19 protein-coding genes are annotated in these 25,885 nt (G+C 48.9%); 6 read left to right on the top strand and 13 right to left on the bottom strand.

The window, feature by feature from the left end:
* The first annotated feature begins 58 nt into the window (after window positions 1-58).
* A complete protein-coding gene (gene ptsG, locus ACO6V5_RS01495) occupies window positions 59-1,495 on the top strand; it encodes a PTS glucose transporter subunit IIBC (protein WP_422134685.1) in 1,437 nt (478 codons plus the stop codon).
* Between the two features lie 5 nt (window positions 1,496-1,500).
* Here ptsG and ACO6V5_RS01490 read toward each other — a convergent pair whose 3' ends face one another.
* The 12 genes from ACO6V5_RS01490 to ptsI all read right to left on the bottom strand — a co-directional run bounded on the left by ACO6V5_RS01490 (window position 1,501) and on the right by ptsI (window position 18,251).
* A complete protein-coding gene (locus ACO6V5_RS01490; RefSeq protein WP_422134686.1) occupies window positions 1,501-2,235 on the bottom strand; it encodes a copper homeostasis protein CutC in 735 nt (244 codons plus the stop codon).
* A gap of 288 nt (window positions 2,236-2,523) precedes the next feature.
* On the bottom strand, window positions 2,524-3,225 hold the full coding sequence (locus ACO6V5_RS01485) for a hypothetical protein (RefSeq protein ID WP_422134687.1): 702 nt from the start codon (window positions 3,223-3,225) through the stop codon (window positions 2,524-2,526).
* A 644-nt stretch (window positions 3,226-3,869) separates the two neighbouring features.
* A complete protein-coding gene (gene crr, locus ACO6V5_RS01480; RefSeq protein ID WP_422134688.1) occupies window positions 3,870-4,376 on the bottom strand; it encodes a PTS glucose transporter subunit IIA in 507 nt (168 codons plus the stop codon).
* A 291-nt stretch (window positions 4,377-4,667) separates the two neighbouring features.
* Window positions 4,668-5,648: a 6-phosphofructokinase gene (pfkA, locus tag ACO6V5_RS01475; RefSeq protein ID WP_422134689.1), complete on the bottom strand. Its 981-nt coding sequence runs from the start codon at window positions 5,646-5,648 to the stop codon at window positions 4,668-4,670.
* A gap of 77 nt (window positions 5,649-5,725) precedes the next feature.
* Window positions 5,726-7,162, bottom strand: a complete 1,437-nt coding sequence (pyk, locus tag ACO6V5_RS01470) for a pyruvate kinase (RefSeq protein ID WP_422134690.1) — start codon at window positions 7,160-7,162, stop codon at window positions 5,726-5,728.
* Between the two features lie 393 nt (window positions 7,163-7,555).
* Window positions 7,556-8,563, bottom strand: a complete 1,008-nt coding sequence (gene gap / locus ACO6V5_RS01465) for a type I glyceraldehyde-3-phosphate dehydrogenase (RefSeq protein ID WP_422134691.1) — start codon at window positions 8,561-8,563, stop codon at window positions 7,556-7,558.
* A gap of 710 nt (window positions 8,564-9,273) precedes the next feature.
* Complete coding sequence (locus tag ACO6V5_RS01460; protein ID WP_422134692.1) at window positions 9,274-9,531, bottom strand: HPr family phosphocarrier protein; 258 nt, start codon at window positions 9,529-9,531, stop codon at window positions 9,274-9,276.
* 319 nt (window positions 9,532-9,850) lie between these two features.
* Complete coding sequence (nagE, locus tag ACO6V5_RS01455; protein ID WP_422134693.1) at window positions 9,851-11,233, bottom strand: N-acetylglucosamine-specific PTS transporter subunit IIBC; 1,383 nt, start codon at window positions 11,231-11,233, stop codon at window positions 9,851-9,853.
* A gap of 315 nt (window positions 11,234-11,548) precedes the next feature.
* Window positions 11,549-12,064 (bottom strand): YgjV family protein, encoded by a 516-nt coding sequence (locus ACO6V5_RS01450; protein WP_422134694.1) that lies wholly within the window; start codon window positions 12,062-12,064, stop codon window positions 11,549-11,551.
* 25 nt (window positions 12,065-12,089) lie between these two features.
* Entirely contained in the window at window positions 12,090-13,295 is a 1,206-nt protein-coding gene (hemA, locus tag ACO6V5_RS01445) for a 5-aminolevulinate synthase (protein WP_422412963.1), read from the bottom strand.
* 437 nt (window positions 13,296-13,732) lie between these two features.
* Window positions 13,733-16,351: a bifunctional acetaldehyde-CoA/alcohol dehydrogenase gene (adhE, locus tag ACO6V5_RS01440; protein WP_422412965.1), complete on the bottom strand. Its 2,619-nt coding sequence runs from the start codon at window positions 16,349-16,351 to the stop codon at window positions 13,733-13,735.
* 178 nt (window positions 16,352-16,529) lie between these two features.
* A complete protein-coding gene (ptsI, locus tag ACO6V5_RS01435; RefSeq protein WP_422138602.1) occupies window positions 16,530-18,251 on the bottom strand; it encodes a phosphoenolpyruvate-protein phosphotransferase PtsI in 1,722 nt (573 codons plus the stop codon).
* 958 nt (window positions 18,252-19,209) lie between these two features.
* Between ptsI and fba (ACO6V5_RS01430) the strand changes: the two genes are divergently transcribed.
* From fba (ACO6V5_RS01430) to ACO6V5_RS01410, 5 genes are all read left to right on the top strand, one after another.
* Entirely contained in the window at window positions 19,210-20,067 is an 858-nt protein-coding gene (gene fba / locus ACO6V5_RS01430; RefSeq protein WP_422134698.1) for a class II fructose-1,6-bisphosphate aldolase, read from the top strand.
* A 372-nt stretch (window positions 20,068-20,439) separates the two neighbouring features.
* A complete protein-coding gene (fba, locus tag ACO6V5_RS01425; RefSeq protein ID WP_422410880.1) occupies window positions 20,440-21,504 on the top strand; it encodes a class II fructose-bisphosphate aldolase in 1,065 nt (354 codons plus the stop codon).
* A 90-nt stretch (window positions 21,505-21,594) separates the two neighbouring features.
* Window positions 21,595-22,500 carry an N-acetylglucosamine kinase gene (gene nagK / locus ACO6V5_RS01420; RefSeq protein ID WP_422134700.1) on the top strand — a complete coding sequence of 302 codons (906 nt, stop codon included), beginning with the start codon at window positions 21,595-21,597 and terminating at the stop codon, window positions 22,498-22,500.
* A 73-nt stretch (window positions 22,501-22,573) separates the two neighbouring features.
* Complete coding sequence (locus tag ACO6V5_RS01415) at window positions 22,574-23,596, top strand: hypothetical protein (RefSeq protein ID WP_422134701.1); 1,023 nt, start codon at window positions 22,574-22,576, stop codon at window positions 23,594-23,596.
* Window positions 23,597-23,833: 237 nt separating this feature from the next.
* Window positions 23,834-24,817 (top strand): hypothetical protein, encoded by a 984-nt coding sequence (locus ACO6V5_RS01410; protein ID WP_422134702.1) that lies wholly within the window; start codon window positions 23,834-23,836, stop codon window positions 24,815-24,817.
* A 28-nt stretch (window positions 24,818-24,845) separates the two neighbouring features.
* Here the strand turns inward: ACO6V5_RS01410 and ACO6V5_RS01405 are convergent, their stop codons facing one another.
* Entirely contained in the window at window positions 24,846-25,697 is an 852-nt protein-coding gene (locus tag ACO6V5_RS01405; RefSeq protein ID WP_422134703.1) for a hypothetical protein, read from the bottom strand.
* Window positions 25,698-25,885 lie beyond the last annotated feature (188 nt).

Below are 25,885 nucleotides of genomic sequence, written 5' to 3'. Positions count from 1 at the left end.
AAATCCACGAGTCTTCGGTTTGCTCTCAGATCAGAATCGTCTCCCCGGAGTTTCTCCAATGGTCAAATCTGCATTCGGCACACTTCAGCAGATAGGTCGGGCGCTGATGCTGCCTGTAGCCGTTCTGCCTGTTGCAGGGATACTGCTGGGCGTCGGCAGTGCGGGCTTCAACTTTATTCCAGATCTCGTCTCCAGCGTCATGGCCCAGGCCGGCGGCATGGTTTTCGGAAACCTGCCCATTATCTTTGCCATTGGTACTGCTATTGGCCTAACTGATAATGACGGAGTTTCCTCAGTAGCGGCAACTGTCGGCTACGTGGTCATGCTGGGAACCATGGGCGTTATGGCCTCAGAGCTGGGAGTTGAGCCCAGTTCTGTTATGGGAATAGATACCATTGATACCGGTGTTTTCGGTGGGATCGTTGTTGGTATGTTGGCCTCATGGATGTTCAGACGCTATTACAAAATCAAACTTCCGGATTACCTGGGCTTCTTTGCAGGAAAGCGCTTTGTTCCGATCGTCACTGCCATAGGAGCCGTCTTCCTTGGCATTCTCCTCAGCTTTATCTGGCCCCCTATACAACAGGCTATCGACGCCTTCTCTCAATGGTCAGTGACTGAGAACCCGGTTCTGGCTGGCTTTATCTACGGTGTGGTTGAACGTGCCCTGATTCCATTTGGCCTACATCATATCTGGAATGTGCCCTTCCAGATAGAGATGGGTGAGTTCATTGATCCATCAACAGGTAACGTCTTCAGAGGTGACATCGCGCGATTCTTTGCCGGTGATCCTACTGCCGGATTTCTGGCAGGCGGCTATCTTTTCAAAATGTTTGGCCTACCTGCTGCGGCCATTGCCATCTGGCATTGCGCCAAATCTGAGAATAAACAAAAAGTCGGTGGCCTTATGATGTCAGCGGCGCTTACCTCATTGCTCACTGGTATCACCGAGCCCATAGAGTTCTCATTCCTTTTTGTCGCTCCGATACTTTATGTGATTCATGCGCTGCTGGCCGGACTGGCTTACGCCATTACCAATTACCTCGACATCAAGATGGCCATGTCATTTTCCAACGGCATGATCGATTATCTCCTTTATTACAGCATAGCCACCAGACCCGCCTGGATTATCGGCCTGGGACTGATCTACGCAGTCCTCTATTATGTGATCTTCAGAGTTATGATCACGCTGCTGGACCTCAAGACACCCGGGCGAGAAAGTGAATCAGAATTATCAGCGAAAGTGGTTCCATCCAGTGAACTGGCCAGGGACCTTATTCTGGCCTTTGGTGGCAAGGGAAATATCAAGAATCTGGATGCCTGCATCACTCGTTTGAGAGTCACGGTTAACAACCCTGACAAGGTTGATCAGGAGGCCATTAAACAGCTGGGAGCCACGGCTGTAGTGGTGATAGGTCAGAATATGCAGGCTATCTTTGGTACTCAGTCCGACAATATCCGAACCGAGATGGAAGAAGCCATTAAGGCCATGTAGACCGGCTAAAAGGATTCTACTGCTGCACACAGGGAACGGACTCTCTCCACCGATAACTCCCCTTCATCAAGAACACTGCTGTACGCGTGAATGCTGGCTGAATGATTCGCTACTGGCAGCTGTTGTAGTATCTTTCCGATATTTTCCGGATCAACCCCGCCACCGACGACCACCTCCAGCCTGTTTTCAGCTTTCAACATAAGTTGCTCGAGCATCCTCACACCTTCAAAGGCACCGTCAGCAGAACCCCAGGTTGTACCACTACTCAGAATACGATCCACACCATATTGAATCAGTACATCCAGGCTCTCAAACATATTGGGCGTAGCATCCAGTGCACGATGAAAAGTCACAATCAGATTTCGGGTCTTGGCGGTATCGACCAGTCGGCCCAACACATCACGATTAATGGTATTACCGGGAGGCGCAAGAGCGCCAATGACGACACCATCAGCACCTGCCTTTGCAGCATCACAGATCTGCTGTTCCATAAGCAGAACCTCTTCAGTGCCGAATGAAAAGTCGCCACCCCGGGGACGAATCATGCACAGTAAACCACAGCGATCCTGAAAGGCTTTCCGGGCGGCTTCCAAAGCTTCTATTGTGGGAGTAGTGCCTCCCACGGACATATCGTCACACAACTCTATACGTGCTGCGCCCCCCTCGTAAGCGGCTGCAGCAGAGCGGTAAACATAGTCTGGATTCAGACTGTTGATGCAGATCTCAACAGGTATTGACAATGTATGACTCCTGGCTGGATATCAGTTATAGAAGTCTGGCCTACTATTTAAAGTGACTAAATTAAAGTGACTGAATTAAAGTGACTAAAAACATAGACAGGACAACTCTGACAATAATAACCAGATTGTCACAGACTGCTCAGGAAATCATAGTCTTTACAAAAAAAATCTCACAAAATTGAGAGTGGTGGTCTTCATGAGCTAACAGGAGAGTTTAAGAGAAAGCTGGCAACCCTTAACCAGAGCCACGGCTAACCATACGACGTAAACCTTTTATTTAGTCATCCATCAAGGCAACTCACCCGTCATTCTGAGCACATCATCAATCAGCATCTTGTCCAGCTTCTGTTTCTGCTTAAGCATTTCCATCTTACCCGGGCTGACCCAAACCTTGTAACTTTCAGGCTCACCCTCGGTAATCGCTGCAGGCATTGTAACGGTATATTCCTCATAGGATGGGTCCATAACAAAATAGGGCACAGGATGAAGAAAATCGCCAAAACATCCCCCTGACTGATACCTCAGAAGGTCATCATAATAAGACGACATATAAGAGGAATAGGCTGATCTTGCTCCCATACACCCGTTGCCTGAGCTTTTTTTGACTATGTCATCGAGGCCCCATATCTCTGCTGTCTTGGCAGTTTCTTCCTGCGGAGGAAGAACGATTCCGGCAAGTTGGGTAGCCTGACTGACCTGCAGGGTTTCAAGACGCTTGAGCTCTGCAACCAATTCCTGATGGGACATCTTGTTCAAGCGAGCCTCACGAGCCTTGTCGTAAGACAGATAGCTGTCCCCATTCAAGAGCGGGTCTCCGTCCAGGTATTTGGACACTGTCTCGCTTCTGATAAAGTCCAACTCATCAATAACAACCTGCAAACTTTCTGCCTCCCCAGGCTCTTCCGTGGGTACAGACACTTTTTGGAATGAAAAAATCAACAGCAGGAAACCGGTAAACACCATCACTAAAAGTGACACAATTCCTTTCATATACACCTCCTTCAGCCTAATCGCATAGGGTTTTTATTATGGGGATAAGTCACGACAGGCGGTTACTAGCAGCCTGTCGGACTTGAGACTGTCCTACTGCGGTTGCAATAAATTGGTCTAAAAATCCCTGTTTCTTCGTCAAATAGCTCGCTATTCTCCTCAGAAACAGAGATTTTTATCCTCAATTTCTTGCAATCCTCGCTACGGACGCTTAAGTCCGACAGGCTGCTAGGAGGCCGACCGAGAATAGACTGCCCTACTGCGGCGGCAGCAAATTGGTCTAAAAATCCGCTTTTGTTCGTCAAATAGCTCGCTATTCTCCTCACAAAACCGAATTTTCATCCTCAATTTTCTGCCGTCCTCGCTACGGGCGCTATTCTCGGTCAGGCTCCTAGGCATTGCTTTTCAGGACGTAAACTGCATTTCTAAATTCATACCTGTCTATATAGTGAGACAACGAGTTACCCAAAGGGTTCAATCGCAAACAGGATAGGGGAAGGAAGATAAGTCTTCACTAACGGGGTGGTCAGGGATACTAACTGGCAGGGAAAGCTTTAAGGCCAGACATTTTAAAAGCCGACAGAGAACCGGCTTCAGGGTATGGCTGATTTTTTTGTTCAAAAAATAATAGTCTTTGTAAAGTTTTACTTCATTTTGACCACCAGCAACTTGTCGTTGCCCTGAACAACAGAGCCCGAAGATTTTTCCAGAGAGGCTACATCGTCCATGTTGGAGATCACAACGGGCGTAATAATACTTTTGGCATTCTCTTTCAGAAAGTCCAGATCCACTTCGATGATGGGATCTCCAGCCATGACTTGCTGGCCTTCGCTGGCAATACGCTTGAAACCCTCGCCCTTCAGCTCAACGGTGTCGATACCAAAGTGAACAAACAGCTCAACCCCGGTTGGCGTCTCCATGCTGAAGGCATGATTGGTTTCAAAGATTTTGCCAATCTCACCATCGCAAGGGGCTACCATGACTTTGCCGGTGGGATTAATGGCGATACCATCACCTACCACCTTGTCAGCAAAAACAGGATCAGGTACTTCTTCAATTGGTACAATGTCGCCGGTCAACGGTGCTCTGATCACCGTTCCCTGACTGGCACCCAGCCCCATACTTTTCTTGAGAGAGTCAAAAAGGCCCATCACTTTCACCTTCTACTTCAAACGCATTGATTTTAGGAGCCTTTGAGTAATCAGGCCAGTTAACCTGACTGAAACTCCCGATTCCTTTCCAGATTAACAGCTGAAACGGCAGACCACAGCTGCTATACCAATCGAACTTTCTAACTCCCTATTGCGCTGAAGATTTGAGCCTTAATCCTGCGTTGGCGATCGTCGCAGCTAAGACTATGACTCCTCACCCCGCCTTTTCTTAAGGCTCAAATCTCCATGCTCATCACGGAAGTTAGAAAGCACGATTAGTATTATATGTCTTTATACTGTAACTATGTCCGCTACTTTCAACAGTTGGCTGTCAATCTCATTGTGTTTGCTAATGGCTTCCTTTAAGGGTGTATGGACAATCTTCTGATCACGTACACCCACCATCACTCCACTGACACCGTCAAGCAGAGCTTCCACAGAAGCCACCCCAAGACGACTGGCCAGGACACGATCATAACAGCTGGGCTTGCCACCGCGCTGAATATGGCCCAGCACCGTCACTTTGACTTCATAGGCCGGGAAGTTTTCTTCCACAGCCCGGGACAGTTCAAAAACACCACCGGATTTATCACCTTCTGAAACCACTACGATACTGGATGTTTTCCCGGCTCTGCCACTGCTTTCAATAGAGCCCATCAACTGATCTATGGGCTTCTGATCTTCCGGAATCAAAATATCTTCTGCACCCGCAGCAATACCGGCGTTCAATGCGATAAAGCCTGCATCACGACCCATAACTTCAATCAGAAACAGACGATTATGAGAGGTGGCGGTATCACGAATCTTGTCAATCGCCTCGACCACGGTATTCAGGGCGGTGTCATAACCGATGGTGAAATCGGTTCCGAAGATATCGTTATCAATAGTGCCGGGAACACCAATGCAGCGAAGACCATGCTCTTGTTCCAGCAGCATGGCACCCGTGAAGGAACCGTCACCGCCAATAACAACCAGTCCATCCAGTCCGGCGGCAGAGGCATTTTTATAAGCAGCAGCCCGTCCCTCCGGAGCACGGAATTCCTGACAACGGGCAGACTTCAGGAATGTCCCACCCTGGTTGATAATATTGGCCACTGAACGCGCATTCACTACCTTCAGATCGTTTTCAATCAGGCCTTTGTAACCTTCATAAATGGCTACCGGCTCAACCCCGTAAAAGATGCAGCTACGTACTACGGAACGAATGGCAGCATTCATGCCAGGCGCATCGCCACCTGAAGTAAGCACACCAATTTTTTTTAGTTCTGCCATGATCTGCTCGTCTCCTGAATCCCGTAAGGGAAAGCGTGAGGCATGCTGCCCAGTCAACATGCCTGAATTGACTGAAATTATTTCACAGTAACGATCTGCATGGTGTTGGTACCGCCCTCAATTTCACAGGACTCACCCTTGGTCAGAATAATACGGTCGCCGGATTCCAGCAGGCCACGACCTTTTAGTTCGGCAATAGCACGCTGATTCACTTCAGGACCGTACTGGCTGCCACTGTCAAAAGCGACCGACTCCACCCCACGGTAAAGTGCAACGCGGCGCTCGGTGGTTTTGTAGCGAGTCAGGGCAAAAATGGGCAGGCTGGTATTAACACGGGACATCCAAAGAGGAGTCGCACCGGTTTTGGTCAGGCAAACGATCGCTTTTACACCTTCCAGACGGTTAGCCGCATGCATGGCAGCCAGCGCAATGGCGGCATCGGTTTCACCGGCATAGGCCTTATCCAGGTTGCTTCCGGAGATCATTTCAGGATGTTTTTCAGCGCCCTGACAAATACGGGCCATGGCCTTGACGACTTCATGTGGACGCTTGCCTGTAGCTGTTTCACCGGAGAGCATGACTGCGTCGGTGCCATCGAGAACGGCATTGGCCACGTCAAACACTTCAGCACGGGTTGGCTGTGTGTTGTGAATCATGGATTCCATCATTTGTGTGGCGGTAATGACAGGACGGTTCAGTCGACGGGCAACGTTGATCATCTGTTTCTGAACACCAATCAGTTCAGCGTCACCAATTTCCACCCCCAGGTCACCACGAGCTACCATGACCGCGTCTGAGGCCCGGATCACTTCTTCCAGCAATTGAAAGCTTTGAACCACTTCAGCACGCTCAATCTTGGACAAAATGGCAGCAGTACCACCGGCTTCAGCCAGCAGCTTGCGAGCCTGTTCAACATCACTGGCACTGCGAACGAAAGACACAGCCAGGAAATCCACCTCCAGAGAGGCAGCCAGCTTGATGTCTTCCTTGTCTTTTTCGGTCAGGGCATCGGCAGAAAGACCCCCACCGGCCAGGTTGATACCTTTGTTATTAGACAGCTCACCACCATCCAGAGTAGTGGTTACAATGCGCGAACCTTCAATCGACTTAACCTGCAGGCTCAGACGACCGTCGTCCAGCAACAGCACATCGCCCACCTTGCAATCGTTTGGCAGATTCTTGTAAGCCAGACCGACCTGGGTTTCATCACCGGCATCAATAGGCAGCTCTGCATCCAGAACGAACTCAGCGCCATCGGGCAGAAAGATCTTGCCATTCTGGAAACGACCAATTCGAATTTTGGGCCCCTGCAGGTCACCCAGAATCGCAACACTGCGACCCAGACGGGCAGCGATATTGCGAATGCGCTCTGCACGGACACGGTGATCATCAGCATCACCGTGGGAGAAGTTCAGTCGAACAACGTTGACACCGGCTTCAATCAGCTTGGTGAGCTGTTCTTCGGACTCTGTAGCTGGTCCGAGTGTGGCAACGATTTTTGTGCGTCTGAGCATGATATCCTCTCGCGAATTCGCCACGAATCGACCCAGCACGATGAAACTACTTAAAGGAAGAGTCGACCGGGGCATAAATGCCATACGGCAGTTTGACAACAATTTTTAAGTGAGGAACGTTCGAAGTGTAACGTTCCTGCATCTGCTTATCTTGATAAAGCAGCAAAAAGGAGAGTGTGTACCTGAAAGCCAGTATGCCAATCTGAGCCCATTATAGATGGCAGGCTAATCTACCATCGTCCAGAAGGCAGGTTGAGAGGTTAATTCCCGGCCAGCTTCATAAACACCTTCTTCTTTTTGCCACTCAGTCTCAGGAATCCAATGCCCTGTTATCAGAGCATCGGCATCAACCTGAAAAGCCTCAGATCAGCGAGGCTTTTCAATGATCTGGATTCAGGCGCCCAGCAGCGCTTTAGCAGTATCCAGCATTCGGTTGGAAAAGCCCCACTCGTTGTCGTACCAGGACATAACCTTCACCAGGTTACCCTGAACGCGAGTCTGTGTGGCATCAAAGCTGGAAGAGAATGGGCTGTGGTTAAAGTCCATGGAAACCAGAGGCTCATGGTTTACGTGCAAAACCTTGCCCATCGCTTCGGAAGACTTGGCAGCAGAAGCAATGATTTCGTTAACTTCTTCAGCAGAAGTTTCACGACTGGCCACAAAACTCAGGTCTACCAGAGATACGTTGATGGTAGGTACACGAACGGCCATACCGTCAAACTTGCCTTTCAGCTCCGGAACCACCAGGCCAACCGCTGCAGCGGCACCGGTAGCAGTCGGGATCATGTTCTGTGCAGCAGCACGGGCACGATACAGGTCACTGTGGTATACATCGCTGAGACGCTGATCATTGGTGTAGGCGTGAATAGTGGTCATCAAGCCTTTTTCAATCCCCAGAGCATCGTTCAGAGGCTTGGCAATGGGAGCCAGGCAGTTGGTGGTGCATGAAGCGTTAGAGATAACGGTCATGTCAGGAGTCAGAGTGTCGTGGTTAACACCATAAACGATGGTGGCGTCTACTTCCTTGCCCGGAGCAGAGATGATGACTTTCTTGGCACCAGCACTCAAGTGAGGTTTGCAGGCTTCCTTGGAACGGAACACACCGGTGCATTCAAATACAACGTCTACACCCAGAGCGGCCCAGGGCAGACTGGAAGGATCACGCTCAGAGAATGTCTTGATTTCGTCACCATTTACAAACAGTGCACCTTCACCCTCCTCAACCTGAGCGTCGAAACGACCATGTACAGTGTCGTACTTGGTCAGGTGAGCATTGATTTTCGCATCACCCAGGTCATTGATAGCAACAATCTGGAATTCTTCACGGCGACCTGCTTCGTAGAGTGCACGCAGAACGTTGCGACCGATACGACCATAGCCATTGATTGCGATTTTGATCATGACGTCTCCAATACCCTTTTAGTCACAGCGGGATAACCCGCCAGTTCATTAGTAAATAGGATTTCCGGTGTAAATTCAGCCTCGTGAAAATACCTAACCCCCTTGCCACACAAGGGCTAACAGGCTTTTTCAACAATCAACAGAGTTGATGACTCTGCCCAACATACAGTCACACCAAAGGACACTTTTATTCACGGAACACAACAAAAGTTATCCGTATTAAACCACCAGGACTTGACACAGGATTGGAACGACGTTACAAATACGCTCAACAAGACACACATAATCGCACACTTGAAAACATCGTTCCCCGGCAAATCTTTACTGGAGGATCGTAGTGTACCTGCCAAAGAGAACATAAAGAGCCGGAATTCTCTATACAGACGGCAATCTGAAGAGAATCCGGAACATTTTAACAAGTAACAACACCTGACAATTTAACTCACCAGAGCGCATTACCCGCCAGCTATCCAACAGACATACTTGAGAACACGTCTCAGTATTGCCTCGTGAATGACATGGCCCGATGTATTCGTTCAGATACACCCGGTACGTGATACTCTCTAGAGAATACCCGCAACCGCCTTAGTATTACAGGCATTTTTGCAGCAGCAAACTAATCCGTCAGAGGACGACTCAATCATTTCCTGATTCACGACTGCTTTATTCCGAGAGACAACCCGGCCGGAGAGGCCAGGTCAACAAAGAGCTTACTTCAAAGTAATGATAAACTCTGCCAGATGCTCTACAGCCTTTTCAGCGCCATCACCTTCGCCGATGATGGTCACTGTTGAGCCTTGAGTCAGCCCCAGGGTCTGCAGTTTAAATAAACTCTTGGCACTGGCCTGCTTGCCACCTGCTTCCAGTTTGATGTCACAGTCAAAACTCTTGGCTTCTTTAACAAACTGAGCAGCTGGACGAGTATGAAGGCCATTCTCAGCCGTGATCACTACATCTTTCTTAAACATATTCGGTCTCTCTCTAACTTGAGCACCTGTCAGGAAGCAAGAGGCTGGACAGGCCTGACTCTAAACGGATGCATCAGAATAAAGATACACTATCTGTCTGCTTTAATTCAGACGCTGAGCCTGAATTTCAGAACGTAAGCCGACAGGAAATATTGATTCACCCAGTCATTCGGCAAGTCGAACATACTCCAGGTATACTCCGCACCATAACCTAAGAATCAGACAGCCCTGACTAAAAAGGTATCCGGATTTTCCCCTAAACTGCTTTGCGGGGAAAGACCGGTACAAGTTTCTTTGAGTCAGGGCAAAATAGCTATTGTCAAGCCATCAGGGCATTTATTTCACCCGCAATGATCTCAGCCTGAGGCCCAAGAATCACCTGCAGGTTATTTTCACCCAGCTTCACCACACCTTTGGCACCCACGGCTTTCAGGCCAGCTTCATCGATCAGGTCACGATTGGCCAGAGTCAGACGCAGACGGGTGATACAGGCTTCAACAGAGGTCAGGTTGCCCTCACCGCCCAACAGTTCGATGAAACGCAGAGCACGCTCCGAACCACTGACTGCTTCAGAAGATCCTGCTGTTTCCGGCTCCTCGTCTTCGCGCCCCGGTGTCTTCAGGTTGAAAGCCCTGATAGCGAAATAGAAAACACAGAAGTAAATAACAGAGAAAGCCAGACCAATGAACACCAGGGTCACAGGCTTGGTAGCCAGCCCCCAGTTCAGAGCCATATCCAGGGCACCCGCAGAGAAACCAAAGCCATGCAGAACACCAAACATATTGGTGATTACCAGAGATAAACCTGTCAGCACGGCATGAACAGCGTAGAGACCTGGCGCCAGGAATACGAACATGAACTCCAGAGGCTCAGTGACACCGGTCAGGAAGGCAGTAGCACCGACAGACAGCAGAACACCACCTACACGGGCACGATTTTCTTTAGGCGCCGCCAGATACATAGCCAGCGCAGCAGCTGGCAGACCGAACATCATGACCGGATAGAAGCCCGCCATAAAAGTACCGGCAGTGGGGTCACCGGCAAAGAAACGAGGCAGATCGCCCGTAACTACCTCACCGGCAGCATTGGTGAATTCACCGAAGCCAAACCAGAAAACAGAGTTCACAACATGGTGCAGACCTACCGGAATCAGGCCACGGTTCAGCACTCCATAGGCAAACTGTCCAATGGGGCCAGACTCAGAGATACCATTAGCAAATGCATCAATGGCAGACTGGATGACTGGCCATACATAACCTGCTGCTACAGAGACCGCCAGAGCAATCAGACCGGTCATGATCGGAACCAGACGTTTGCCACCGAAGAACGCCAGATAGGGTGGCAGTGCCACCGCATGGAAACGGTTGTAACTATGACCGGCAATAATACCGGCAATAATGCCGCCAAAGAATGACATATCAATGTCGGCATTGATGGTCTTGGCCCCGGCAGTCAGGACAAAATAGCCAACTGCACCCGCCAGCACCGCTGCACCGGCATCGTCCTTTGACAGTCCGGCAGCAATACCCATCGCGAACAGCAAAGGCAGGTTACTGAAAATAGCGTTACCCGCTTCTGCGACAAAGGCAATATCCAGCAGGTCAGGCTGCCCAAGACGCAACAGGATTGCTGCAATAGGCAGAGTGGCGATGGGCAGCATCAATGCCTTACCCAATCTCTGCATATAGCCAAGAATGTTCAAAATAGTTACCCCTTAGATATTAACGTCACTGCACAAACCTCAATCAAAACCCCGTGGAACTCAAACAGGCAGACAGTTGATGGGCAGCGCATGGTTTGGGACGAAATGTAACCGGTCACAATGCACCAGTTCAACTGTGTTGTGAAGGTTTCGTAAAGAGATTAACCGGTTATTGACCCAGAGCAAAAAAGCAAACAGAACATGTGGCATCAGTAGTCATATATGACACACCACAATAGAGAGCACCTCAATGAGGTGCTTAAGCGATGGGAGCCAGATGTCTGTTCATTAGCTGGAATGAAACAGACGTAAAGCTCAGTACTCGGACTTTGTCACTATTGGGCTCTTGTTGTAGAACCTCAGGTAGGCCACGATGTTACTGAGCAGGAACAGCACTTCCATGACGACGGCCATCGGGGACAGGACAAGAACGTTGTGGCTCAACCAAACTACCGCACCCACCATCATGATCAGTCTCATCTCACGATCGTCTTTACTGAATGCGCCTATCGTTTGCAGGCAGGAGCCGACGAACGCCACGAGACTGATGAAAGACTCGTAGGTAACAAAGAGTGTCACACCATTGATAATCAAAAACAGGTTTCTTACCCCGGGCCGAGACGTAAAGTAACTGGTCAGATAGCGTATTGACGCAATCGTCATAACCACGGCCGCTGTGAAAGCATTGAGCAAGTAAAAGTGCGTCGCAATCAACGCTCCCGCAATAAACAGGCACAACACCACGTGTTTGCGTGTTTTGAACTGGAAAGACAACAGGTCAAACACAATAGCGATGGATACCAGGATCTGTGAAAGCGTGTAATTATCCATGTTTACAACCCTTGTTCACTCTGGCTCACCCAAGCGCAACAGTTTGATCGATTTCTAGCTCAACGAACACGCTCTTGATTGCCTCAGCGAGGTGACGAATATGCGTCTCGGTGTGATTGGGCGTTGCATTGATCCGGAAGCGCTCGGTGCCTACCTCGACGGTTGGTGAGTTGATCGACTGAATGTAAATCCCATGCTTGCTCAGCAGCAGATCGGCTGCTTGTTTGCATTTCCGGGCGTCGCCGATCTTGACTGGCAAAATGTGCGTTTCTGAGCATCCCATGATGGGAATGCCCAACTCCGCAAAAATCGCGCGCAAGAGCGCTGTATTGAACTTGAGCTTCTGGCGCTCAGAGTCCGAGGCTTTCAAGTGGTTGATGCTGGTTAAACAGGCTCTGGCGATGCTTGGAGGCAATGAAGTGGTAAAGATAAAGCCGGACGAAAACGAGCGAATAAAGTCGATAATGGTTCGGTTGCCAGCAACGTAACCACCAATCACGCCGATGGCTTTCGCCATGGTACCTTGTATGATGTCGATATCCGATTCGTGGCCCAAGGCCTCCGCAATACCCGCCCCGCGTGCGCCGTACATACCTATGGCATGTACTTCATCCAAATAAGTCAAGCATCTGTATTTCTTCGCTAGTGTAACAATCCCAAAGATGTCGGCAATGTCACCATCCATAGAGTAAACGGATTCAAAGATGATCAGTTTCGGGCAATCGATGTCGACGGTTTTCAGAAGTGACTCGAGGTGGTCTGCGTCATTGTGTCTGAAGATGTGCTTTTGGTTTTTAGATGAGCGAATGCCATTAATGATGGAGGCATGATTCTTTTCATCAGAAAAGATTATTAGCTCTGGGAACATCCTCAGTAAACATTGCAAGGTGGCATCGTTTGAAGAGTAACCGGTCGGGTAAACCAGTGCAGCTTCTTTTTGATACCAGTCTGCAATCGAGACTTCCAATTCAGTGAGGTATTGGTGCGTGCCACCAATATTACGAGAGCCGCCGGAGCCAACGCCATGCTGTTGGATGGCATCCACGGCGGAGGCCATGACCAGATCATTCTGAGACATACCCAGATAGTCGTTACTGCACCAGACCGTGACGGGCTTGCCGTTGGATAACGCACGAGGGTAATTGTCTCCAATGCGATTGATGTCCGTAAATATTCTGTATTCGCCGGATTGTTTTATGCGAGCCAATTGGCTTTCCATTATTTCATACATCAGCAATTTGCTCTTTTTTTGTTATGCCTCATGCTTATTTTATTGCGAGATGTAACAAACTGAAATAATTCAAAACATCAAATTATCCAATATAATCATTCACTTATTGCATTCGAGATAGGACATAGCCTCGCGACCATACTCCTGCCAGTGGGCTCACCCAAAAGAACCACCTCATCAGGTGCTCACAGAAGTATACTTGAATCACTCAGCACTTAATGACCTCCTCATCCAACCGCTAATACCAAGCCAATACGCCAGCACGCCATAAACATCGGAGCCTCTCTGGCTAATGCTTGCCGGATAACGTTAGGCTCTTCGCTTTCGCCCCTTTGATTTCTTGTATTTGCCAACAGTCCATTGAACCAGTGTGACTCCAGATAGTTCAGAGCCGCCTTCAATGCTGATGTGTGGAACGCCCCACAGTAAAAACAAGATCACTCACCGTAATAAGCTTTCCTCAGCAAAGTTTCCAGCTCAGAGATCAGTGGCATTCTTGGGTTTGCCGTAGTGCACTGATCTTCAAAAGCATGATCAGCCAGCATTTTGACTTTTTCCATAAACCCTTTCTCAGAAACCCCCAGCTCTTTCAGAGATAAAGGCATCCCCAGCCGCTTCATCAATTTACGAACAGCATTGGCCAGGGATTTGACTCCTTCTTCAGGGGTTTTACAGGGCAGGCCCAGCGCCCTGGCCACTTCGGTATATTTCTCATGGGCGATGTAATGATCGTATTTCGGGAAAGAAGCCACCTTGGAAGGATTCGGACACCCGTTGTACTCAATCACATGAGGCAACAACAGTGCATTGGCCAAACCATGGGGAATATGGAACTCATGCCCCAAATTATGAGCCATAGAGTGATTGATACCCAGGAAAGCGTTGGCAAAGGCCATACCGGCAATGCAGGAAGCATTATGCATCTTTTCCCTGGCTACCTTGTCAGCTTCTTCGCAGGATTTCGGCAGATACTCAAAAACCAACTGAATCGCCTTCATAGCCAGGGCATCCGTATAATCTGACGCCATCACAGAGACGTAAGCTTCCAGTGCGTGAGTCAGGACATCCAGACCTGTGTCTGCGGTCACCTTTTTGGGCACCGTCAGCACCAGATTCGGGTCCAGAATGGCTACATCAGGCGTTAACTCATAGTCGGCCAGAGGATACTTGATGCCTTTCTCTTTATCGGTAATAACGGCAAAGGAAGTCACCTCAGAGCCGGTTCCGGACGTTGTGGGAATAGCCACCAGTCTGGCTTTCTTGCCCAGTTTCGGGAACTTGTAAACCCGCTTGCGGATATCAAAAAACTTCTGGGCCATACCCGCAAAATCAGCTTCTGGCTGCTCGTAGAACAACCACATGCCCTTGGCCGCATCAATAGGAGAGCCACCACCCAGAGCAATCACGACGTCCGGATTGAACAGTGCCATATCCTCGGCACCCTCGCGAATAGTCGCCAGACTCGGATCGGCCTCAACCTGATTAAATACCCTCACCTGCACTGGCACCGGACGTTTTCTCAGGTGGTACCGAACCTTTTCAACATATCCCAGACTCTGAATCACCTCGTCTGTCACGATGAACACACGAGAAATGTCGGGCATTTTTTCAAGGTATTGCAGGGAGTTGGCTTCGAAATAGATTTTTCTGGGCACTTTGAACCATTGCATATTAACCCTGCGCTTGGCCACGCGCTTGACGTTGATGAGGTTAACAGCAGAAACGTTGGACGTCGTACTGTTCCCACCATAGGTGCCACAACCCAGAGTCAGGGAGGGCATGTTGGTGTTATAAATATCACCAATAGCACCATGGGTGCTTGGTGAGTTAATGATAATACGACCGGCCTTCATCGCCAGCGAGAATTCATCAATCACATCATCGTTCTGGGAGTGCAGAACAGCGGAATGCCCGAGACCACCGAAGTTCAGCATCTGGTCGGCCAGCTCAATACCATGTTGGGTATCCCTGGCCTTGAGAAAGCCCAACACCGGCGAGAGCTTCTCGCGGGACAGGGGAAACTCGGGCCCAACCCCTTCAATCTCAGCCGCGATAACCCTTGTCTCTTGCGGTATTTTAATATCTGCCAGCGCAGCAATATCGGATGGCTTCATCCCCACAATCTTACTGTTGACATGGCCGTCAATAATGACCACTTCAGCCAGGCGATCGGTCTCTTTGGGAGAGGTGAAATAGACATTCAGCCTCTTCATCTCTTCCTTAAAAGAAGCATAAACTTCGTCGTGTACTATGGCAGCCTGCTCGGAGGCACAGATCATTCCGTTATCAAAACTCTTGGACAGAACCAGATCATTGGCGGCCTGCTTGATATTGGCAGTGCGATCAATAACACAGGGCACATTACCCGGACCCACCCCCAGAGCCGGCTTGCCAGAAGAATAGGCGGCCCGAACCATACCTGAACCACCGGTGGCGAGAATGACTGAGATCTCGGGATGGGTCATCAACTTCTGAGTGGCCTCCAGCGATGGATGCTCTACCCAGAGTATGCAATCTTCTGGCGCTCCTGCCTCTATGGCCGCATCGCGAACAATTCTTGCCGCTTCTGTTGAACATTGTTGTGCCGAAGGGTGAAAAGCAAAAACAATAGGATTACGCGTCTTGGCAGCAATAATAGACTTGAACATGGTGGTGGAGGTGGGGTTTGTCACTGGCGTGATACCACAGACAACGCCTACTGGTTCAGCTACCAACATGAAATCCTCCTCCTCATTATCTTCAATCACACCGACAGTTTTATCGTATTTGATAGAATGGTAGATGGACTCAGTCGCAAAGATGTTTTTGGTGACCTTATCTTCGAGGATTCCCCTTCCGGTTTCCTCAACGGCCATTCTCGCCAGCTCCATGTGAGCAGACTGCCCTGCCAGAGCCATAGCCCGTGTCACCCGGTCCACGTCTTCCTGGTTGAGCTTCAGGTACTTTTCTCTCGCTATCCCGGCTCGCTTAAGCAGACCATCCAGCTGCTCATTCACACTGGACGCACTGTCGTGTTTTTTCTCCCTGGCCTTGGCTGCTGATTTATTACTCACCATGAGAAGCACCTCACACTGTCGTTTATTAAGGCAAAATCACTCGCTAAGACATAGTTGGTTCGAAATATTCTTACTCTTGGGCACTGTGTCCGGGCTATCGGACTCTAATCCGGAACTGCTTGTCTACTGACTTTCTCTGGCAATTCTGAAAAAAGGGAGCTCATGCCCCCCCTGTCGGTCATTGAATAAATGCATCAAGGGCTGCTTGTACATCCTTGATGGTAGGTTGATTTACCACATCATTGGCCAGCTTTTGCAATGCTTCGAAACGCTGTTCTCTGAGCACTTTTTTAACCCTGGGAATCGACGTAGCACTCATACTGAACTCATCCAGCCCTAAACCCGCAAGTATCAAAGCGGCACGCTCATCGCCCGCCATTTCTCCACACATACCGGTCCACTTGCCTGCTTTATGAGAGCAATCAATCACCCGTTTGATGGCACGCAGTACAGCGGGTGACATAGGTTCATAGAGATCAGCAATCATTTCATTGCCACGATCCACAGCCAGAACGTACTGGGTCAGGTCATTGGTACCGATACTGAAGAAGTCCACTTCTTCAATCAGCAGGTCGGCAATCATAACCGCAGCAGGGGTTTCCACCATGATTCCTGCCTCAACATGGTCATCAAAGCACACGCCTTCATTGCTGAGCTCAGACTTGACCGCTGCCATCATGGCATTCAGCCGACGGGCTTCTTCCACGGAAATGACCATGGGGAACATAATCTTCAGTTTGCCAAAAGCACTGGCTCTGAAAATGGCACGTAACTGGGTGTTAAGAATTTCAGGCTTGTCAAAGCACATTCGAATGGCTCGCCAGCCGAGAAACGGATTCAGCTCCTCAGGCAGATCAAGATAGGGCAGCTCCTTGTCACCACCGATATCCAGAGTGCGGATAATTACCGGCCGCCCCCCCATGGCTTCAGCAACGGCCTTATAAGCCTCGAACTGCTCTTCTTCCGAAGGCATTTGAGTGCGGTCCATAAACAGGAACTCGGTTCTGTAGAGACCCACACCTTCAGCACCATGACGATCAGCTCCTCCGATATCCTTGACCGTACCAATATTGGCACAGACTTCGAAGGCTTTACCGTCCAGGGTCTCGCAGGGGAGATCCTTAAGCTTGGTCAGCTCAATACGTTCTTCATCCAGCTGTTTCTGAAGCGTCCGGTAGTAATCCAGCGCAGAGGCATCAGGATTCACCAGCACTTTATTGTTGATGGCATCAAGCACCACCTGATCACCACTCTGAATTCTGTCAGTCGCCACCCTGGCTCCAACAATGGCGGGCAACTCAAGAGAACGAGCCATAATAGCAGAGTGAGAAGTACGACCACCGACGTTGGTCACAAAACCCCAGACCTTTTTGAGATCAATCTGGGAAGTATCAGAGGGAGTCAGGTCATTGGCAATAATAATAGAACCCTCTTCCACCTCCTCCAGAGAGGTCACAGGAATACCCAGCAAATTCTTCAGCATCCTGCGCCCTACATCCCTGATATCCGCTACACGCTCACGCAGATACGGGTCGTCCAGCTCTTCCAGCATACTGACATTAGCCATAATGGCGTCATTCAGTGCCGCATCTGCCGGTTTCAGCGAACGGATTGCTGAAATAACTTCTTCTTCCAGCTCTTCGTCTGTTGCCACCAGAATGTGACCTTCAAAGACTTCAGCTTCCTCTTCCCCCAGTTTGCCTGCAGTTTTATCACGAATGGCTTCAAGCTGCTCAACTGCGCGATCTCTGGCCTGCCTGAAGCGAGTGATATCCGCCTCGACCTCAGAGTTGTCCAGAACGCCATCGCTGATCTGTATTTCGACCTCTTTCAGCACAAAGGCGTTACCAATGGCCACGCCGGAAGACGCAATGATGCCTGAAAACATGATCTTACCCACTCAAAAAGTTACCTGCCGGGAAAAACAGCCCGCCCGCCCTCTTCTCATGATGAAAAGTGACGCAAACTACTCTTCTCGGCTCATAGCTGCTCAGCTACCGGAGTATCCGGCTTGTAAGCGACAGGATACAACCGGCAATCAATCACACAAACCCTGACATAGCTCGACAAATTATTTCAAAACGTGCACCTGAATACGGAGTTTCTTACAAACTTCATTGCTTATAGAGAGACCCACTCCAAGATAGTGCATCATCTAATTAATCGCCTGCCGTATGATGAACAGCCACACTAAAATAAACACCATCAACAAGCGGTTTAGAATGCCTTCAAACCATAAAAAGCCCACTGCTATGTAATGTTTTTTCATTAATAAACCGGATCAATCCACTAACATTCAGGGTTGCTTCAGGGAGGCGACGTTATTTAGCACTTCAATCCCAAAAAAAGACGTGTCACTCCTTCAGGAAATACTAAAAAAGCCCCCACCTTCTCACAAAAAATTGCTCCACACCTTAATAGGATTGACCTCCAGCCAATATACGCATTACTACCTAACACCCTGTCAACAGACCGCTGCAAGCATTTTTTTACGACATACTTCAATAAAATACTCAGAATTTTCATACACCTTACCCAATGACTCTTTTCATTAAACGACAACATTATTTTAATAAAGAGGAAATATAATTCTTGTCAACATAAGCCCCCTGAAAGGATCAAGGCATTAATAAGCTGAAAAAATTCTTAAACTCTCTTTCTATATAACTGGAGAAAGATAAAGTTTTTTTGTTAGACTTCAGGCAAGCCAAGTTTCCGGCCTCAGGATTAATTTGCATCACAGCATAAACATTTCAGTTTGCACGGCTCAGTATGAAAGTGTTATCAAACTTCATCGTTGACTGATACTCAAACTGATTCAGACTCAGCTCTCCCGACCACTGACCGAGGAAACCTTTATGGCACTGGTATCCATGACCGAAATGCTGAAAAAAGCTCTGGAAGGCAAGTACGCAATTGGCCAGTTCAATATCAATAATCTGGAGTGGACTCAGGCTATACTGACTGCCGCCCAGAAAACCCGGTCTCCCGTTATTCTTGGTGTATCTGAAGGCGCGGCTCGTTATATGGGTGGCTTCAAGGTGATTACCGCGATGGTAAATGCCCTGATCGAGAGCATGAAAATTACTGTACCGGTTGCTGTTCATCTGGATCACGGTTCCAGCATTGAAAAATGCAAAGAAGCCATCGAAGCCGGTTTCTCTTCCGTGATGATCGACGGCTCTCACGGCCCATTCGAAGAGAATGTTGCCATGACCAAAACCGTGGTTGAGTATGCTCACGCTCTTGGCGTATCCGTTGAAGCGGAACTGGGTGTTGTTGGTGGTCAGGAAGACGACGTTGTTGCAGATAGCTGCATCTACGCTGATCCACAGGAATGTAAAGAGCTGGTTGAACGCACTGGCGTAGATTGTCTGGCCCCTGCTCTGGGCTCTGTTCACGGCCCATACAAAGGCCTGCCAAATCTGGGCTTTGAAGAAATGTTGCAGGTTAAAGAGCTGACGGGGGTGCCACTGGTTCTGCATGGCGGCACAGGCATACCGACTGCCGATATCCAGAATGCCATCAGCCGTGGCACCGCCAAGATCAACGTAAACACAGAAAACCAGATCGCCTGGACTAACATGGTTCGCAAGGTCCTGGCCAACGACGCTGAAGTTTACGACCCACGTAAGGTCATTGGCCCGGGTAAAGAAGCCATCATTGAAACCGTCATGGGTAAAATCCGTGAGTTCGGCTCCGAAGGCAAAGCCTGATTTAAGTACTCAACCATACGAAATCATATTTTCTGACTTCTTGTTCAGGCACTCGCGGCAACTGCTCCTGCGTTGCTCTAGCTCCTGCATCCATGCAGTCGTGATGCGTTGCAACTCTGGTCACATAGCTTGCTATGTTCCCGTCGTTGCGCCTTGCAGAGCACCTGCCCAATAAGCCAGAAATATTCGATTCCGTATGGCTGAGTACTTATCAGCCCGGTAGTTCAGACTGCCGGGCTTATTATTTGCCCACCTCTTTCTTATCTGAACTAGTATTCAGATACCTGAAGCCGTTCATGTTTTGCACCACTCCCAAGAAACAGGGATAATAGCCACCGAATTCAATCACCCCTTGATTAGCAGGAGCAGGCAATGGCCCTGATCAGCTTGCGTGAGATGCTCGACCACGCCGCAGAAAACAACTACGGTGTCCCCGCATTTAATGTCAACAACCTGGAACAGATGCGCGCCATTATGGAGGCTGCCGACGAGACTGACTCCCCGGTCATCGTTCAGGCTTCTGCAGGCGCCCGTAAATACGCAGGTGCCCCTTTCCTGAGACACCTGATTCTGGCCGCCACTGAAGAGTTCCCCCATATTCCAGTCGTTATGCATCAGGATCACGGTACCAGCCCCGCTGTATGCCAACGTTCCATCCAGCTTGGCTTCACCTCCGTGATGATGGATGGCTCACTGAAAGATGATGGCAAAACACCGTCTTCCTACGATTACAACGTTGATGTAACCCGTCGCACAGTAGAAATGGCACACGCCTGTGGTGTTTCTGTAGAAGGCGAACTGGGTTGCCTGGGCTCTCTGGAAACCGGACAGGCCGGTGAAGAAGACGGCGTCGGCGCAGAAGGCACCCTGTCACACGATCAGCTGCTGACAGACCCGGATGAAGCAGCAGAATTTGTAAAAGCCACTCATGTGGATGCCCTGGCCATTGCCTGCGGTACCAGCCACGGCGCCTACAAATTCACTCGTCCACCGACAGGCGATATTCTGGCGATCGGCCGTATTCGTGAAATCCACCAGCGCATCCCGAACACCCACCTGGTGATGCACGGCTCCTCTTCTGTTCCCCAGGAATGGCTGAAAGTCATCAACGAAAACGGTGGGCAAATCCCTGAAACTTACGGTGTACCGGTGGAACAGATTCAGGAAGGTATTCGTCACGGCGTTCGCAAGGTCAACATTGATACCGACCTGCGTCTGGCGTCTACGGGCGCTATTCGCCGCTTCATGGCAGAAAACCCTTCCGAATTTGACCCGCGCAAATATTTCGCAGTGGCCACCAAAGCCATGAAAGACATCTGCATCCAGCGTTATGAAGCGTTCGGCGCTGCAGGTCAGGGTTCAAAGATTGGCAACACCAGTCTGGAAAGCATGTTTATTCGTTACGGTAAGGGTGAGCTGGACCCAAAAATCCAGTAATACAACCGTCGCTTGATCACAAAAGCCAACCTCCTCCGGGGTTGGCTTTTTTATGCTTAAACTACTTTAAAACAGATTCAGGAGTGAGCCATGCTGTATGGAGTGGATATCGGTGGCACTAAAATGGAGCTGGCCGTTTTTGATCATGAGCATAACAAACTCGTGAGCAAACGCTTACCCACACCGACCGACTCCTACGATGCCTTTAAAAAAGCCATACGTGAACTGGTATTAGAAACCGATCGTGAATTAAACACACGAGGTAGTGTAGGTATTGGTATTCCCGGATTTGTTAATCCTGATACCGGCAAGGCTCAGTGTGCTAATGTGCCCTGTACCAACAACCAGAATCTGCAAGTTGATCTTGAATTACTTCTGGATCGCCCCATCAAAATTGAAAATGATGCCAACTGCTTTGCCCTGTCGGAAGCCATTGGCGGAGCAGGTGATAAAATTCCTACGGTTTTTGGGGTGATTCTCGGAACCGGTTGCGGTGGCGGTCTCTATATCAACGGCAAGATTCATGATGGTAGAAACAACCTGGCAGGCGAATGGGGACACACACCACTGCCCTACCATGTTTTCAAACTGGCTGGCGAAGACTTTCCCATTGTCAAGTGTGGCTGTGGCATGCACGGCTGTCTGGATAACTACTTGTCAGGCAGAGGTCTGGAGCTGGCATATAAGCATGTCGCCTCCGAGTCCCGGTCAGGCAAAGACATAGTACAACTATACCGCCATCATGATGCCCGGGCAGAACGAGCTGTTGAGATTTATTGTGAACTGCTCGCTTCGGGACTGGGTGCCATGATCAATATTCTGGACCCCGGTGTCATTGTTCTGGGTGGCGGCCTGTCAAACTTTGATGAACTCTACGAACTGGTTCCTCCTCTGCTGCCAAAATACACTCTGAACATCGGTCAACTGCCGGAGATTCGTAAGGCAGAATTCGGTGATGCCGGGGGTGTACGTGGTGCTGCTATGCTGAATGCCTGATTTCTGCAAAGGGTCTACGCTTTCCTGCATGTCTTATTCGTCTGCTTTATTCTTCTGATAGTAAGAGGCACCAATGACTCCTTACCAAAGGCTTGCAGGATGCCCGGGCTGCAATAAACAGTTCTTAAAAGTCAGCGCACTGATAATCAAACTCCTCGGCACTATCCAGCTCATGGCTCTGTTCAGTTTTTGTTTTCACATGTCAGTGCAAGCGGATGACGGGGTACAGATGAGTAAAATCCATGAAAGCTGTCATAAAGCCATGCGGGACCGTCACCATTTCGATCCCTTTCATTTCCCCAAACACCTGAGATGCAAAAGCATCCTTCACACTGAAAAGGATCTCTTTATCGAGAAGACCGCATTCGTGCCTCCCAACAGACTGGAATACACTTGTCGCTCATTCGCCAGAAATACCTCTGAGAAAGCCCAGTTGTCTGAATGCCAGGCAATGTCAAATAAAACCGTCCCCCCCAGCCGAGCCGTCGAAATACCCCGCTCCCCCTACCCGATCGTACTCATCAAAGACGATATCTATCTGCACCCCGAGCAGACCTTGTCAGAACTCATTACCTCTGTCTTATACAATGGTGGCAATCTGGCTGCTGCCCTCTTTCATGGCATGATCTACCGGGAAATATGGCAAAACTATCAACTCTCCAACAATGCCTTCGCTTTTCGACTGACGGTGCTCGGCGTAGTCTGGAACTCCCTTGCAATCTATAAACACAGCCTGCATGCCATTAACACTCATAGTGAGCATCAATTCACCATCGGGGAAACCGCTTTTGAACTTATCAGCATGCCCATTAAAATAGATCTTGAAGCACCGGGAGTCATTAAGGCATTTAAATTATTGCCAATTATCCGGGGCGATTACTATTTAATGAAAGATTTCCGGGACGAAATCAATTTTATGAAGGAGAGTATATTTGTTGGACTCATCGGGTTGAACTGCATCGTCATTGCAACTTCATGGATTTCATACTCCATTGACAACCATTACCATGAGGACTGCCCGACCCTGGCTTCTGCCCCCGAAAACGCTCCCTGCATCAAACAGATAGAAGAAATGCACGTTCTTCTGGATCAATAGATTTCCACGTAACAAAAAACTTTACCCGGAATGTCTGACCGAAACAGGATGACCTGCTGCGGGTCTGAACTTTTCCAGAAGGTCTCTGGCAACAGAAACAGAAATGGCTTTTTTCATTGAGACGAACTTAGCGGGTGTCGCAAAGCTCCATTGTGCAAAAACCATTCTTTTTTACAATTTATCAAAAAGGTCTATTCTTCGCTGGAGGTCTGATCCTTTAGAAAGGAAAAGTCACCGATGAATTCTTCCCATAATCCTGCAAGATGCCCGGGCTGCAATAAATTGCCTTCAAAAGTCAGCTCACTGAAAATTAAAATGCTTAGCACTGTTAAGCTCATTGCGTTACTCGGCTTTTATTTTCATATGGCGACACATGCGGACGACGGTGTTCAGATGAGTAAAACCCATGAAAGCTGTCATAAAGCCATGAGGGATCGCCATCAGCTTGACCCCTTTTATTTTCCCAGGCACCTGGTATGCCATACCATCCTTTCAAATGAGGAGCGTTGGATCTTCGAGAAAACTGTTTTCGTGCCTCCCAACACACTGGAATACGCATGTTACTCATTTCCCTCATTGACCTTTAACAGCTCTGGGAAAAACCTGCTCCCTGACTGTCAGACACTGTTGAAAATAGCTACCTACAACAACCATGTCTATGAAATACCCGACTACCCTATCGTGCCCATAAAAGATGATATCTATCTACATCCAGAGTCTTTATCAGAACTCGCTACTTATGCCCTGTACAATGGGGGTGGCAACCTGGTTGAAATTTTCTTCCATGGCATGATCTACCAGAAAATATGGAACACTTATCAACTATCAAACAGTGTCTATGCCTTTCCGATGATGATGCTCGGCATGGTTTGGAACTCCCTTGAAGCCTATAAACACAGCCTGTACATCAACATCCATCGTAGCGAATTCAGCTTTTGGGAATTTGTGCTTGAAGTGTTCAGTAATTGCATTGAGATAAGCCTTGGCACGCCAGATATCTTTGATGCTTTAAGCTTCTGGCCTAAGACTTTCCGGGGCAAGATTGAGGCAATGAAAGAAATAGCATTCTTTGGGTTGATCTGGATGAACTGTATGATTGCTTCACCCTCCCGAACGCCTAATCCCGGTTATGATGAGAATTGCCCTGAACTGGCTTCTACCCCCTCAAACATCCGCTGCAGCAAACAGATAGAAGAAATGCACGTTCTTCTGGACCAGTGACTTTGATAAAATCGTCGCAATCATTTAGTTACGAAAAATCATCAATCCCCTGCAGGGCTGCCTGTAAGTCGACTAACTGCCCCTTTACTTTTTGATAAGTTTCATAGATTTTGATGGTTTCTTGCAGTTTGACATCATCCTCAAGTGACCTTCTGTCTGGATCATAAATAGCTGCAGCATCTTTTGCCAATTCCAGTGTCTTCATTAATTCCGCGCAAATACCAGCGTTACTGAGTAATTTGGGTGTAGGGTCAGCCTCAGGGCGATTGACAGCCTGTTTGGCATGATCCCCTGCAGACTGGACATTAACAGTATCCACCTGCTTGTTCAGTTGCGCCCTGTGGTATGCGACTGTTGACTTTTTTACGGTACCGCGACGCATAGCCATGGCGTAGTTAATTACGTCCCGGGCAGCTTCCGAATCGATATCCACACGGGGGACATAAGTTTCCCATTTGCGGCTGATTTTAAGACACTCAAGTCGTAATTCGATAATGGCGTCGGTCAGCTGTTTTTTTTCTTCCTGACGTGCAGCAAGCTCATCCGACAGATTGCATTCTGTTGAACTTTCAGGGACCTTTGCCTCTGGAGCCCTCGCTGCTGCCTTTGCATCTTTCTCCCGAACACCAACCAGAAAAGGCGAATCCTCAGGCACCTCAGGAAAGGTAATGGTGCACTCGTCCAGTTTTTTGGGTGCAGCATTTTGCTGTCTGTCGGAAGGAATGTAGGGAACAACATGTTTCGGCACGACAGGTAGCGTGTCAGTTATAGAATCATCGTCGTCTGGATCACGATTCAGGACTTCATGGGCAGCCGCCATGAGATCTTGCATGAAAGCCTCGTGACCAGGAATGGCCAAAACGGGAAAATTGGGTACCATATAATCACCACATAACCACCATGAAAAACATTTACTCCCAGAAAAAATGCCGAGAATAACTGACAGAACCACCAGAAATTTCCTGAAATTCACACCATACCCTTCAAAGGATATGCAGACCTTCAGAGCAGACCAACCTGTAAAAAAATCCTGTAACGCCAGTGTTGGCCGTTGATTTAGACTGAGAA

Origin of the sequence: Endozoicomonas sp. ALD068 (assembly GCF_049310145.1) — a bacterium.
Classification (GTDB): domain Bacteria; phylum Pseudomonadota; class Gammaproteobacteria; order Pseudomonadales; family Endozoicomonadaceae; genus Endozoicomonas_A.
The sequence above is the reverse complement of the archived record's forward strand: the minus strand, read 5'-3'. Positions and strand labels throughout refer to the sequence as shown.